Source organism: Desulfovibrio sp. SGI.230, from assembly GCF_050313065.1.
Classification (GTDB): domain Bacteria; phylum Desulfobacterota; class Desulfovibrionia; order Desulfovibrionales; family Desulfovibrionaceae; genus Desulfovibrio.
Genome location: NZ_JBNPKS010000001.1, coordinates 1 through 11,882, shown reverse-complemented (window position 1 = coordinate 11,882; position 11,882 = coordinate 1). Strand labels below are relative to the sequence as shown.

The 11,882-nt window shown below is 61.2% G+C and carries 10 protein-coding genes; 7 read left to right on the top strand and 3 right to left on the bottom strand.

What is annotated here, in order from left to right; translation table 11 throughout:
- Positions 1 to 140: 140 nt before the first annotated feature.
- Positions 141 to 1,475: a UDP-glucose dehydrogenase family protein gene (locus ACQRAG_RS00050; RefSeq protein WP_168936342.1), complete on the bottom strand. Its 1,335-nt coding sequence runs from the start codon at positions 1,473 to 1,475 to the stop codon at positions 141 to 143.
- A 112-nt stretch (positions 1,476 to 1,587) separates the two neighbouring features.
- Between ACQRAG_RS00050 and ACQRAG_RS00045 the strand changes: the two genes are divergently transcribed.
- The 4 genes from ACQRAG_RS00045 to ACQRAG_RS00030 are packed head-to-tail and all read left to right on the top strand — an operon-like array spanning position 1,588 to position 5,319.
- Positions 1,588 to 1,959 carry a holo-[acyl-carrier-protein] synthase gene (locus tag ACQRAG_RS00045; RefSeq protein WP_204626513.1) on the top strand — a complete coding sequence of 124 codons (372 nt, stop codon included), beginning with the start codon at positions 1,588 to 1,590 and terminating at the stop codon, positions 1,957 to 1,959.
- A gap of 2 nt (positions 1,960 to 1,961) precedes the next feature.
- The gene (locus ACQRAG_RS00040; RefSeq protein WP_427803678.1) at positions 1,962 to 3,530 is read left to right on the top strand and encodes an NAD(P)H-hydrate dehydratase; all 1,569 of its coding nucleotides are present in this window, start codon (positions 1,962 to 1,964) and stop codon (positions 3,528 to 3,530) included.
- A gap of 15 nt (positions 3,531 to 3,545) precedes the next feature.
- The gene (gene tsaE / locus ACQRAG_RS00035) at positions 3,546 to 4,070 is read left to right on the top strand and encodes a tRNA (adenosine(37)-N6)-threonylcarbamoyltransferase complex ATPase subunit type 1 TsaE (RefSeq protein ID WP_168936345.1); all 525 of its coding nucleotides are present in this window, start codon (positions 3,546 to 3,548) and stop codon (positions 4,068 to 4,070) included.
- 25 nt (positions 4,071 to 4,095) lie between these two features.
- The gene (locus tag ACQRAG_RS00030) at positions 4,096 to 5,319 is read left to right on the top strand and encodes an aspartate kinase (protein WP_006006022.1); all 1,224 of its coding nucleotides are present in this window, start codon (positions 4,096 to 4,098) and stop codon (positions 5,317 to 5,319) included.
- 212 nt (positions 5,320 to 5,531) lie between these two features.
- Here the strand turns inward: ACQRAG_RS00030 and ACQRAG_RS00025 are convergent, their stop codons facing one another.
- A complete protein-coding gene (locus tag ACQRAG_RS00025) occupies positions 5,532 to 6,197 on the bottom strand; it encodes an HAD family hydrolase (RefSeq protein WP_168936347.1) in 666 nt (221 codons plus the stop codon).
- Positions 6,198 to 6,265: 68 nt separating this feature from the next.
- Positions 6,266 to 7,036 carry an HAD-IIA family hydrolase gene (locus tag ACQRAG_RS00020; RefSeq protein ID WP_040369319.1) on the bottom strand — a complete coding sequence of 257 codons (771 nt, stop codon included), beginning with the start codon at positions 7,034 to 7,036 and terminating at the stop codon, positions 6,266 to 6,268.
- A gap of 248 nt (positions 7,037 to 7,284) precedes the next feature.
- On the opposite strand from ACQRAG_RS00020, the gene glpA reads away from it, so the two are divergent.
- From glpA to ACQRAG_RS00005, 3 genes are read left to right on the top strand one after another with little or no spacing between them, the layout of a single operon-like run.
- The gene (gene glpA / locus ACQRAG_RS00015) at positions 7,285 to 8,892 is read left to right on the top strand and encodes an anaerobic glycerol-3-phosphate dehydrogenase subunit GlpA (protein ID WP_297139802.1); all 1,608 of its coding nucleotides are present in this window, start codon (positions 7,285 to 7,287) and stop codon (positions 8,890 to 8,892) included.
- Positions 8,876 to 10,138 (top strand): anaerobic glycerol-3-phosphate dehydrogenase subunit GlpB, encoded by a 1,263-nt coding sequence (gene glpB / locus ACQRAG_RS00010; protein ID WP_304025532.1) that lies wholly within the window; start codon positions 8,876 to 8,878, stop codon positions 10,136 to 10,138. Before glpA ends, glpB begins: the two co-directional genes overlap by 17 nt.
- Before the next feature lie 9 nt (positions 10,139 to 10,147).
- A complete protein-coding gene (locus ACQRAG_RS00005; protein ID WP_240937741.1) occupies positions 10,148 to 11,368 on the top strand; it encodes an anaerobic glycerol-3-phosphate dehydrogenase subunit C in 1,221 nt (406 codons plus the stop codon).
- Positions 11,369 to 11,882 lie beyond the last annotated feature (514 nt).

Here is an 11,882-nt window from a genome sequence, read left to right as displayed (position 1 = left end):
CACTCCATAAGCATGGCATCCCGCCCAACCCTTTGCAGGCTTTCAACGCAGTCAGCTTTCCGCAAGCCGCCTCTGCACATATAAAAAGGGCCTGCCCTTTACAGGACAGGCCCTCCTCTGGTCTTGGGTCGGTTCGTTGCCTAGTCGGGACGGCGGCCGATGCAGAAGTAGGCGAAACCACGGCTGCCCATGGCGGCGGGCGAGTAGAGGTTACGGCCGTCAAAGAGCAGCGGCGCGGTCAGCAGGGACTTGATGCGGTCGAAGTCGGGATTGCGGAACTGGTTCCATTCCGTCACCACCAGCAGAGCCTGGGCACCATCGCACACGCCGTACTGGTCGTCCACGATCTCCACCAGGGGGTTGTCCTGGAAGATACGGCGGGCGTTATCGGCCGCCACGGGGTCGAAAGCCCGCACCTTCATGCCGGCTTCGGTCAGGGCGTTGATGATGTTGATGGCAGCGGCTTCACGCATGTCGTCGGTGTTGGCCTTGAAAGCCAGGCCCCACAGGGCCAGGGTCTTGCCCTTCACACCACCCTGCGGCGCAAAGTATTCCTTGATGCGCTCGGCCATGTGCAGCTTCTGGCGGGCGTTCACGGCTTCCACGGCATTGAGCAGCTTGGGCTCCATACCGGCGGCTTCGGCCGTATGGATCAGGGCCTTCACGTCCTTGGGGAAGCAGGAGCCGCCGTAACCAACGCCGGGATAGATGAACTGGTAGCCGATGCGGCTGTCAGAACCGATGCCGTTGCGCACGTCGCGCACGTCGGCGCCCACACGCTCGCAGATGGTGGCGATCTCGTTGATGAAGGAGATCTTGGTGGCCAGCATGCAGTTGGCGGCGTATTTGGTCATTTCAGCGCTGCGGATGCCCATGACGATCAGTTTGTCACGGGTGCGGGCAAAGGGCGCGTACAGTTCGCGCATGGTGGCGGCGGCCTTGTCCGACGAGGTGCCGATGACCACGCGGTCAGGCTTCATGAAGTCGGAGATGGCGTCGCCTTCCTTCAGGAACTCGGGGTTGGAGACCACCTCGAAGTCGAAATTCTTGCCGCGGGCAGCCAGTTCTTCGGTGATGATGGCGCGCACACGGTCGGCAGTGCCCACCGGCACCGTAGACTTGTCCACCACGATGAGGTCGTTTTCCATGGTACGACCGATCTCGCGGGCCACCTGCTCCACGTAGTGCAGGTCGCAGGAACCGTCTTCTCCGGGAGGGGTACCCACGCAGATGAAGGCGCAATCAGCGCCAACCAGACCTTCCGCCAGGCTGGTGGTGAACTTCAGGCGGCCATCGGCATGGCTGCGGCGCACCATGGGTTCCAGGCCGGGCTCGAAAATATGCACGGAGCCGGCATTCAGGCGGGCCACAACATCCTTGTTGACATCGATGCAGGTCACGGAGTTGCCCATTTCAGCGAAGCAGGCAGCACTCACCAGACCCACATAGCCGGTGCCGACGATACACAATTTCATATGTTTTCTCCCTTGGGGCGCTCTTGACGCCCGACAGTGATAACGTCAAAACAAATCGATTGAGTGCGCAGTATAGCGTTTTTTTTCCTGAGCTTCAACTCCGGGGGCGGACATGCTGGTGGGACTGGGGATGGACCTGACCGATATCGGGCGTATGGAACGGGCCCTGCAACGCCATGGGGCACGTTTCGCAGCCAGGATCCTGGCACCTGCCGAACAGGATGCCTGCCCGGAGCTGCGGCCCGCCTTCGTGGCCGGACGCTGGGCTGCCAAGGAAGCCGCCGTCAAGGCGCTGGGCTGCGGCTTCAGCCTGGGGATCGGCCCACGGCACATCGAGATCCTGCCCACGCCGACGGGCAAACCGGAGTTGCGCTTTACCGGCCCGGCCCTGGAGCGTGCCCGGCAGCTGGGCGTGCGCCATATCCATGTATCCATCACGCATGAACGAACCACGGCAGCCGCGGTTGTCGTACTGGAGGCCTGACGATGAACGGGGAATGGTGGTCCGCACTGCCGCCGCTGCCCCTGCCGCACGAGATGCAGCAGTGGGACAGGCAGGCCATGGAACTGGGCATCCTGCCGGAGATCCTGATGGAAAATGCCGCGGCCGCGGCGTTCCGCCAGCTGAGCGCCCTGTGCCCCCGGCTTGCGGGGAAGCAGGTCTGGCTGCTCATGGGCAGCGGCAACAATGGCGGCGATGCCGCCTGCCTTGCCCGTTATCTGCTTGATGCCGGAGCCTGCCCGCATGTTTTCCATACCCGGCCGTTGGAGCATTACCGGAACGAAACGGCATATCATCTCCGGACGGCCCTGACATGTGGCGTCCCCTTCCTTCCGGTGGCCGCGCTGACGGAGACGCACCTCCCTCATCCCGACATCCTGGTGGACGGGCTGCTGGGCACGGGTTTTTCCGGCCAGCTGCGCGACGACGCCCGACGTCTGGTCTCCTTCGTGAACGAACTTTCTCCCCGGCCGCTGATCCTGTCCCTGGACGTACCGTCGGGCCTGGATGCCACCAGCGGCCTGCCCTGTCCCGAGGCTGTCAAAGCGGACATGACGGTCAGCTTTGCCGCCGCCAAGCCCGGCCTGATGCTGCCGTGGGCCCGTCCTTATACCGGGGAATGCCATGTGGGCCCCATCGCCATGCCTGCCAAAGTCCGGAAAGAAGGCCCCTGCTCTTTCCGCCTTCTGGACGGCCATGCCCTGACCCTGCTGCCTGCCATGACGGCCGCGAGCTACAAGAACACCTACGGGCATATCCTCGTCATGGGAGGACGCCCCGGCATGTGCGGTGCCGGACATCTGGCCGCCCGGGGGGCGCTGCGTAGCGGTGCCGGCCTGGTCACGGCAGCCATGCCCGCAGCCGGTGAAGATCAGGTGCGCATGGGCTGGCCCGAGATCATGACGCTGCCCCTGGGCGATCCCGGAAACAGGGATTGGCCCGCCCAGCTCCCGGACGACCTGCGGCAACGCCTCCACCAGTGCCGGGCCCTGGTCATCGGCCCCGGTATGGGACGCGGAGAAGACAGCCATGCGTTTCTGGCAGCCCTGCTGAAAGAACCTGAACGCCCGGCCTGTGTATTCGATGCCGATGCCCTGATGCTGCTGGCAGGGGATCCCGCCCTGCTGGCGGCCCTTGGCCCCGGAGACATCCTGACGCCGCACCCCGGCGAGGCCGCCGCCCTGCTCCACTGCCCGGGCAGTGCTGTCCAGCAGGACAGGATGGCGGCCCTGAAGGCCCTTTGCGCAGCCATCCCCGCAGCTGTCGTCCTCAAAGGCGCAGGGACGCTGGTCGGCCAGCGGGACTGCCCCACAGGCCTCAGCCCCCTGGATGTCCCCCAGCTGGCCATGGGCGGTTCCGGCGACGTGCTTGCCGGTTGTACCGCGGCCCTGCTGGCTCGCTTGCAGGAAAGCCCCCGGGCGGCCCATCAGGCCGCCTGTCTGGCAGTGGCGCTGCATGCCGCTGCCGGCCGGATACTGGCCCGTACCCATCCCCACCGGGGCAATGTGGCCGGCGAACTGGCCGATGCCCTGCCCCAGGCCATGACACTTTAACCGGATACCCCCGCTATGGATGCCTTTACCTTTGTGCTCGAATCCCTGGACGATACCGCCCGCCTCGGCACCTTGCTGGCCGGCATGATGCAAAACGCCCCCCAGGTGCGCGCCCTGCTTTTGCAAGGAGATCTGGGCAGCGGCAAAACGACCCTGACGCGCTCCCTGGTCGCGGCCCTGCCGGGTGGCGACCAGGCCGAGATCTCCAGTCCGTCCTTCACCATCTGCAACAATTATCCCACCTGCCCGCCTGTCCTGCACTGCGACCTCTACCGTTGCCCGGCCTCCCTTCCCGACGAAGTCTGGGACGCGCTGGACGCCGATGCAGGCATCTGCATCGTGGAATGGGCCCAGTATATCCCCGAAGCGGCCCTTCCCAAGGAATTTCTGGACATCCGGCTGGAGTCATGCGAAAAGGGACGATTCCTGACGGTAATGGCGCATGGGCAGGCGTCTCAGGCTCTGGCTCAGGAGCTGCATACAGCCTGGACCACATCCGGACGGCACGGCTCCCGGACGGATCTGCCCCTTTTTTCGTGAGACAGGTGCATCAATGGAATCTGGCATGAAAATCTTAGTTCAAAAATTCGGTGGCACTTCAGTGGCAAACCTGGAGTGCATGAAGAAAGTGCGCGAAAAAGTGCAGGCCGGGTTGAACAAGGGCTACAAGATGGTGGTCGTGCTTTCCGCCCGTTCGGGCGAGACCAACCGTCTGCTGGCCCTGGCCTCCGAGTGGTCCTCCACTCCGGACCCGGCGGAATGTGATTCTCTGGTCTCCACCGGGGAACAGGTCTCCATCGCGCTCTTCACCATGCTGCTCAAAGACGCGGGCATCCGCGCCCGTTCCCTGCTGGCATGGCAGATCCCCATCATTACCGATGACGACCACGGCAATGCGCGTATCGAATCCATCGACAGCCAGCGCCTGCGCAGCTATCTGGATGAATACGACGTGCTGGTGGTCGCCGGTTTCCAGGGGTGCACGGAGTCCCAGCGCATCACCACCCTGGGCCGCGGCGGTTCCGACACCTCGGCCGTTGCCCTGGCTGCCGCCCTGGGTTCGGTGGAATGCGAGATCTACACGGATGTGGACGGCGTCTATACCACCGACCCCAACATCTGCTCCAGCGCCCGCAAGATGGATCGTGTCGCCTATGAAGAAATGCTGGAAATGGCCAGCATGGGCGCCAAGGTGCTGCACATCCGTTCCGTGGAATTTGCCAAGAAGTACAAAGTGCCTGTGCGCGTCCGCTCCACTTTTTCCGACGACCCCGGCACGCTCGTTACCCAGGAGGACTCCAGCATGGAAGCTGTTCTTGTTTCCGGCATTGCCTATGATAAGGACCAGGCTCGTGTGACCCTGCACGACCTTCCCGACGTGCCCGGCGTGGCCGCCGCCATCTTCGGCCCCCTTTCCGAAAAGGGCGTGCTGGTGGACATGATCGTCCAGAACACCAGCCTTGACGGCCATACCGACATGACCTTCACCATCTCCCGCAAGGATCTCAAGCAGACCCTGGCCATCATGGAAGAAGTGAAGGAACGCACCGGCGCCACCGACGTGGTCTCCGACGTCAATGTGGCCAAGGTCTCCGCCATCGGTGTCGGCATGCGCAACCACTCCGGCGTGGCCGCCCGTGCTTTCTCCGCCCTGACCCAGGAAGGCATCAACATCCTGATGATCAGCACCTCCGAGATCAAGATCACCATCCTGATCCAGGAAAAGTACGTGGAACTGGCCGTGCGCATCCTGCACGACACCTTCGGCCTGGACTGGGATATCAACTAGCCCCGCTCCTGCCTGCCTGCTGACCGGCCCCGGCCAGCCGTCGGCAATACGCCCCATACGATAAAAAAGCCCGGTATCCTGTGATACCGGGCTTTTTCTTTCTCATGCGAATGCTCGTAACAGGCCTTTACCGCGGAAAATCTCCTCTTCGTAAACTGATGCCTGTCACAGGGGCAGCGGCCTTTTTTCATCCACTTAGGACAGCGTCCCGCCTAGTGGCGCATCTCGGCCCCCAGGGCCAGCAAAGTCGTCTGCAGATCCGTCATGCTCTGGCAGATATAGTCAGCATGGACGGACTCCAGTTCCTGACGGCTCCCGTACCCGTACAGCACGCCCACGGTCTTCATGCCTACGGCATGACCGCCGACCACGTCATGGAACCTGTCCCCCACCATCAGCGAATGGGACACATCCGCGCCCGTTTCCTGAAGGGCATAACGCAGCACATCGACTTTGTCGTTGCGGGCCCCGTTCAGCTCGGCACCGGCCACAAAGGAAAAGTATCGGCTCAACTGGAAATGATCCAGAATCTGACGGGCGAACACCTCCGGCTTCGATGTGGCCAGATGGATGCGGTGTCCCTGCTCGATCAGACGCTCCAGCATCTGGGGCACCCCGGGATAGACCTGATTTTCAAACATCCCCTGCCGCCGGAAGTACTCGCGGTATTTTTCCACCGCCAGTGCGACACGGGCGCTGTCTCCCGGAAAATAGCGGGCAAAGGACTGCTTGAGCGGCGGACCGATGAAGAAGAGCAGGCTGTCTGCACTGGCCCTGATCCCGAAATGGTTCAAAGAATACAGGACGGAATTGATGATGCCCTGCTTGGAATCGGTGATGGTGCCGTCAAGATCGAAAAAGAAAGAAGTATGGGCCATAGGCATACCGGGGGTTGCGACTACGAAAAAAGCTGCCGGACGTTTTTATTACTATTGCCTCTTGCGGCCTACTGGTCAAGCAGTCCCAGGTGATCCAGCACCAGGGTCGGCTGGCGCTCCAGTCCGGGAAGGTCGGAACGCCGGGCTTCTCCGCTCAGGACCAGCAGGAAATCGATGCCGGCGTTCTCGGCCAGCAACTTGTCGGTGGACAGCCTGTCGCCCACCATCAGCATGTTTTCCGGCGCATAACGCTGCAGCAGGCCGGAAAGCAGGGTCGCATCCGGCTTGCCGAAGATGCGCTCCGGTCTCCTGCCTGTGGCGGTGGCGTACAGGGCCAGAAAGCTGCCCACGTCCGGCAGGGGGCCTTCCGGGGAGGGGCAGACCAGATCCGGATGCGTGGCCAGGAAGCGCACATCATCCTTTTGCAGCAGCAACGCGGAACGTGACAGTTTTTCATAGGTCAGTTCCGTATCATAGGCCAGGATGACAGCCTGTGCGCCTTCTTCCTGCTGCTTCAGTTCGGGCATGCGCTGGCGCAGGTCGGAAACGAAATCCCGGTTGCCGACCACATACGCCGTATGGATGCCTTCCGCCTTCAAAAAAGCGACCAGCGGCGTCACCGGCGAGAGCAGCTGCTCCCTGCGGGCGGGGATACCCATGCCGTTCAGCTTTTTGATGTAGGTCTCCGGTGCCTTGGAGGTATTGTTGCTCAGGAAGAAGAAGTCCACATCTTCCCAGTGCCGCTGCACAAAGGCCACGGCCCCCTCGATGGGATTGTCCCCCATATAGATGGTACCATCCATGTCCAGAACGATGCAACGTTTGTCAGGAAGCCGCATGCCGTGTCCCCCAAGTTTCAAAAATGAAAAAAATGACGGCAAAACTGTGGCGCCCCCGTCCGGCACCCGCCGCCGTGCCGGGATTCTACACAGGCCGATGGCCTGCTGCAAGCGGCGTTTTTCACGCCTCTTGCCCATCTTGACACAACAATGTCCTGTAAGTAGAGGAAAGGGACGACTTCCCCGTATAACTTTCGCAAACGAAGATTCCAAAGCTATAATTGTCGCTCCTGTGAGCGGAGGACAGCGTGAAAGAAACCACAGTGATCATCATTGGCGGTGGTGCGACAGGTATCGGCATTCTGCGCGACCTGAGCATGCGCGGCGTGCCCGCCCTGCTGCTGGAACAGGGGGGGCTGGCCCACGGCACGAGCTCCCGCTTCCACGGCCTGCTGCACAGCGGCGCCCGGTACGCTGTCAGTGACAGCGAATCCGCCCGGGAATGCATCGAAGAAAACATGATCCTGCGCCGCATCGGCAAGCAATGTGTGGAAGAGACCGAAGGCTTTTTCGTCCGTACCAAACTGGACGACCCGGCCTTCGAACCCGGCTGGGTCGAAGCCTGTGCCCGTGCGGGCATCTCCGCCGAGCGCATCGATGTGGCCGAAGCACGGCGGCTGGAGCCCAATCTGGCTCCCAATATCTGTTCTGTTTACCGCGTGCCGGACTCCTGCGTCGACGGCTTCCGTCTGGTCTGGCACAATGCCCTGTGTGCCCGGCGCTACGGCGGTGACATCCTCACCTACCACGAAGTCATCGCCATCAAGCAGAGCAACGGTAAGGTCACGGGCGTCACGGCCCGCAACCGCATCACCGGCGAAGAACTGGACATCGCCTGTGAATACGTGGTCAATGCCGCCGGTTCCTGGTCCGGACAGATCGCCCAGCTGGCCGGCCTGGATGTCAGCGTGTCGCCCGACCGCGGGACGCTGATTGTCTTCAACCACCGCTTCACGTCGCGCGTGGTCAACCGCCTGCACAAAAGCTCCGACGGTGACATCTTCGTCCCGCACGGTTCCATCACCATCCTGGGAACCACGTCGACGCCTACCGACCGCCCGGACAACAATACGCCCACGACCGAGGACGTTTTGCGTCTGCTGGATATCGGCGAGCCCCTGTTCCCCGATCTGCGCTCGTACCGCATCCTGCGTGCCTTTGCCGGTACGCGCCCGCTCTACACCCCCAACAATGCCGTGGGCCGTGCCGCCAGCCGCAATTTCCACATCGTGGACCACAAGCAGGACGGCCTGGAAGGCATGGCCAGCATCTTCGGCGGCAAGCTGACCACCTACCGCCTGATGGCGGAACGGATGAGCGATCTGGTCTGCCGCTATCTCGGCAATAACGAGCCGTGCCGTACGGCGGAAGAACCCATCATGGAGGATCCCTCCCCCGAGCTGATGCAAAAAGCCGCCAAGGTCTTCCCGCTCAATGGCGCCGTCCTTGCTGCCGACCGTCTGGGCAGCACGTTTGCCGATGTAGTGGAAAAGGCCGCATCCGAAAAGGACAACGAACTGCTGTGCGAATGCGAGATGGTCAGCATGGCTGAAGTGGAATATGTGGCCCGCGACCCTGCCACCCACTCCCTGCATGATGTCCGCCTGCGCACTCGTCTGGGCATGGGTACCTGCCAGGGCACGTTCTGCTCCCTGCGCGCCATCGGCGCTTTGACCGAGCGCAATGTTCCCCTGGCCTTCTCCCCCACGGAAGACGTCTCCCAATTCCTGCAGGAACGCTGGCGTGGTCTGCGCCCGGCCCTGTGGGGCAAGCAGCTGAAAGAAATCGAACTGGGGCGTGCCATCTATGCGGCCACCCTCAATCTGGATGGAGCCGGCAATGAACAAGAGAAATAGCGACGTCCTGGTTATCGGCGCCGGCATGTCCGGCCTTGTGGCGGCCCTTGCCGCTGCCCGGCGCGGCCGCAAGGTCACTGTCCTTTCCCGGGGCGTGGGAGCGCTGGCCATCGGTAGCGGTTGCGTGGACGTCTTGGGCTATGTCAACGGCCAGGCTGTTTCCGGCCATCCGCTGGATGCCATCGAATCCTTGCCCGAGGCCCATCCCTATCGCCTGCTGGGACGTGATCGTGTGGCCGAAGCCTGCTCTTTCCTGGAAGAAATCTGTGCCGCTCAGGGCCTGTCCCTGCTGCCCATGAAAGAGAACAATCGCCTGGTCCCCAGTATCATGGGCACCCTTAAGCCGAGCGGCCTGTGCCCGGCCAGCGCCGATGGCGATCTGCTGCTGAAGGCCAAACGAGTTGCCGTGGTCACCATCGAGGGTCTGCGCGACTGCCAGCCCAATCTGATCATCAAGCAGTTCCGCCGTTATCCTGCTCTCAGGAGCATCGAGTTCACCGAAGTCGTTCTGCCCTCGCCCTTGGGCAAAACGCACCGCAATATCACGGCTCTGGATCTGGCCCGCTATGTGGACCGTCCCGAAGGGGTCTTCTGGCTGGCCGATGCCCTGAAAAAAGCCTGCGGCCGACAGGACCTCATCCTGCTGCCGCCTGTGTGCGGCGTGCGCAACTTCCTTTGGAAAAAACTGGTGGAGCTGCTGGATTGCCCGGTGGTGGAAATGCTTTCCATCCCTCCGGGAGTCAGTGGTCTGCGTTTGCGCACCTGTCTGCTGAATGCCCTGCGCGAGCTGGATGTCACGCTGCTGGAAAATACGACGGTGATCCGTGCCGACGTCGCGGACGGGCATTGCCGCGGTGTGATCACCTCCGGTCTCGACCACGAACACGTTTATGCTGCTGATCAGATCATCGTGGCTACCGGTGGTTTCATGGGCGACGGATTCGAAGCGGAGCCCGGCAAGATGCAGGAAAGCATCTTCCAGCTGCCGCTCTGTCTGGAAAATGGCGAGATGCCTTCCGCCGATCCTTCTGACTGGTCGGAAGAAAACGTCTTTGCCCGCCATGCCTTCGCTACCCTGCGCGTCCGCGTCGATGCACAGCTGCGTCCCTGTTCTGAGGAAGGCTCGGTACTGCTGGACAATGTCCGTTTTGTGGGCCGCTCGCTGGGCGGCTATGATTTCGCTACTGAAAAAAGCGGTAACGGCGTGGCCCTTGCCACGGCCTGGTATGCCGCCCAATGTGTGTAAGGCAGGTGCATGATGGCTCTCAAACATCCCAATCCTGATGCCTGTATCGCCTGCACCACCTGTGTGGTACAGTGCCCGGTGGCCCAGGCCACCACGAACTTCCTTGGCCCCCGCATGATCGGTCCCGCCTATGAGCGCTTCCGCCTGCTGGGTCTTGCCGAAGAAGAATCCCTGCACTATTGCGCCAACTGCAAAAACTGCGACATCGCCTGCCCCCAGGGCGTCCCGATCTCCAGCCTGAACATGATGGCCCGTGCCGAGCAGTGCCGCAAAAAGCGTCCGCCCCTGCGGGACTGGATCCTTGGGCACGGCGAGCTTATGGCCAAGCTGCTGCGCTACGTGCCTGCCAAGCTGAAGAACTTCGGCATGCTCAATCCCGTGACCCGCTTTGCGCTGGACAAGCTGGGCATCTCCGCCAAAGCTCCCATGCCGGCTTTTGCCGAAAAAAGTTTCCGGCAGCAGCTGAAAAAAATCTGGCAGCCCCATACCAACAAGTATGTCGTCCTCTTCCCCGGTTGTTATCTGGATGTCTATGATCCGCAGACCGGGCTCGACCTTGTGTGGGTGCTGAACCAGGCTGGCTACCATGTCATCGTTCCCGAGGAATTCGTCTGCTGCGGTCTGCCCATGGTCGCCAACGGATTCTGGGATGACGCTCGCGCCAATGCCAAAAAGAATATCGCGGAACTGCAACGCTGGCGCAAGGAAGGCATCCCGGTCATCACCGGTTGCCCCAGCTGCGCGTTGATGTTCTCCTCCGATCTGCCGGAATACTATCCCGACCTGATGATCGATGGCGTCTCCACTACCCTGCTGGATGCTCAGGCTTTCCTGCTGGATTGCGTGGATAAGGGAGAACTGCGTCTGCCCGAAAAAACTGTGGACAGTTCCGTGGTTCCTTCCGAGCTCATCTATCACGCCCCCTGCCATCTGCGTGCCCAGGGCAACGGCCTGCCCGGCCTCGACCTGCTCCGCTCTCTGCCCGGCATGCATGTCAGCAATGCCGATGCCGGATGCTGCGGGATCTCAGGCAGCTATGGTTTCAAAAAGGAAAAGTATCCCATCGGCATGCAGGTGGGCTCCGCCCTCTTTGATGCCGTACGCAAAAGTCCGGCTCCCGTAGCCGCTTCGGAATGCGGCACCTGCCGTGTCCAGATCAAGCACGGTTCCGGCAAGGATTGTCTGCATCCGGTTTCCGTGTTGCGGCGCTGGATGGAAGCTGCCCGTTAATTAGGGATTCTTCCGAGGACAAAAATATAGTGACGAGGCCTCTGCATGATGCAGAGGCCTCTTTTTTTACAGCCAGATTTTCTTTTGAAATCATATTATCAGCATATTCTTAAGAAATTTCACTGCCTGCTGCAGCTAAACTCAATGAACAGGAGAAACAACTTCCACATTGCCGCAACGAAGAGCCTGCCATATCAGCGCATATAAGATCTCAAAGTTTACATAATTATATGAAGAACGTCTTTCTTATGGGCTTAAACCTTGATCGCTTAGTAACCTGCGCTGCGTAAGCAGAAGGTACGCAGGGGATTTTATCGATACTGGAACTATTGTCTTATGGACTGGGTGTCTCTCACATCCCTTCCGAGAAAAATTCCAGGCTCCCACCCCCTATCCCGGTAAGCACTCCTCTCCTTATGAGAAGATCTGACAGACCATCTCGAAAGATCTACAATATTTCAAGGTGCTATGAGCGGCCGTCTCCAAAACAAAAAATCCCCGGCGGAGTGGGGAC

Excerpts from the sequence above, each read along its gene's own strand:
- ACQRAG_RS00050 (WP_168936342.1), bottom strand. The coding sequence starts at position 1,475 with ATGAAATTGTGTATCGTCGGCACCGGCTATGTGGGTCTGGTGAGTGCT.
- ACQRAG_RS00045 (WP_204626513.1), top strand. The coding sequence starts at position 1,588 with ATGCTGGTGGGACTGGGGATGGACCTGACCGATATCGGGCGTATGGAA.
- ACQRAG_RS00040 (WP_427803678.1), top strand. The coding sequence starts at position 1,962 with ATGAACGGGGAATGGTGGTCCGCACTGCCGCCGCTGCCCCTGCCGCAC.
- tsaE (WP_168936345.1), top strand. The coding sequence starts at position 3,546 with ATGGATGCCTTTACCTTTGTGCTCGAATCCCTGGACGATACCGCCCGC.
- ACQRAG_RS00030 (WP_006006022.1), top strand. The coding sequence starts at position 4,096 with ATGAAAATCTTAGTTCAAAAATTCGGTGGCACTTCAGTGGCAAACCTG.
- ACQRAG_RS00025 (WP_168936347.1), bottom strand. The coding sequence starts at position 6,197 with ATGGCCCATACTTCTTTCTTTTTCGATCTTGACGGCACCATCACCGAT.
- ACQRAG_RS00020 (WP_040369319.1), bottom strand. The coding sequence starts at position 7,036 with ATGCGGCTTCCTGACAAACGTTGCATCGTTCTGGACATGGATGGTACC.
- glpB (WP_304025532.1), top strand. The coding sequence starts at position 8,876 with ATGAACAAGAGAAATAGCGACGTCCTGGTTATCGGCGCCGGCATGTCC.
- ACQRAG_RS00005 (WP_240937741.1), top strand. The coding sequence starts at position 10,148 with ATGATGGCTCTCAAACATCCCAATCCTGATGCCTGTATCGCCTGCACC.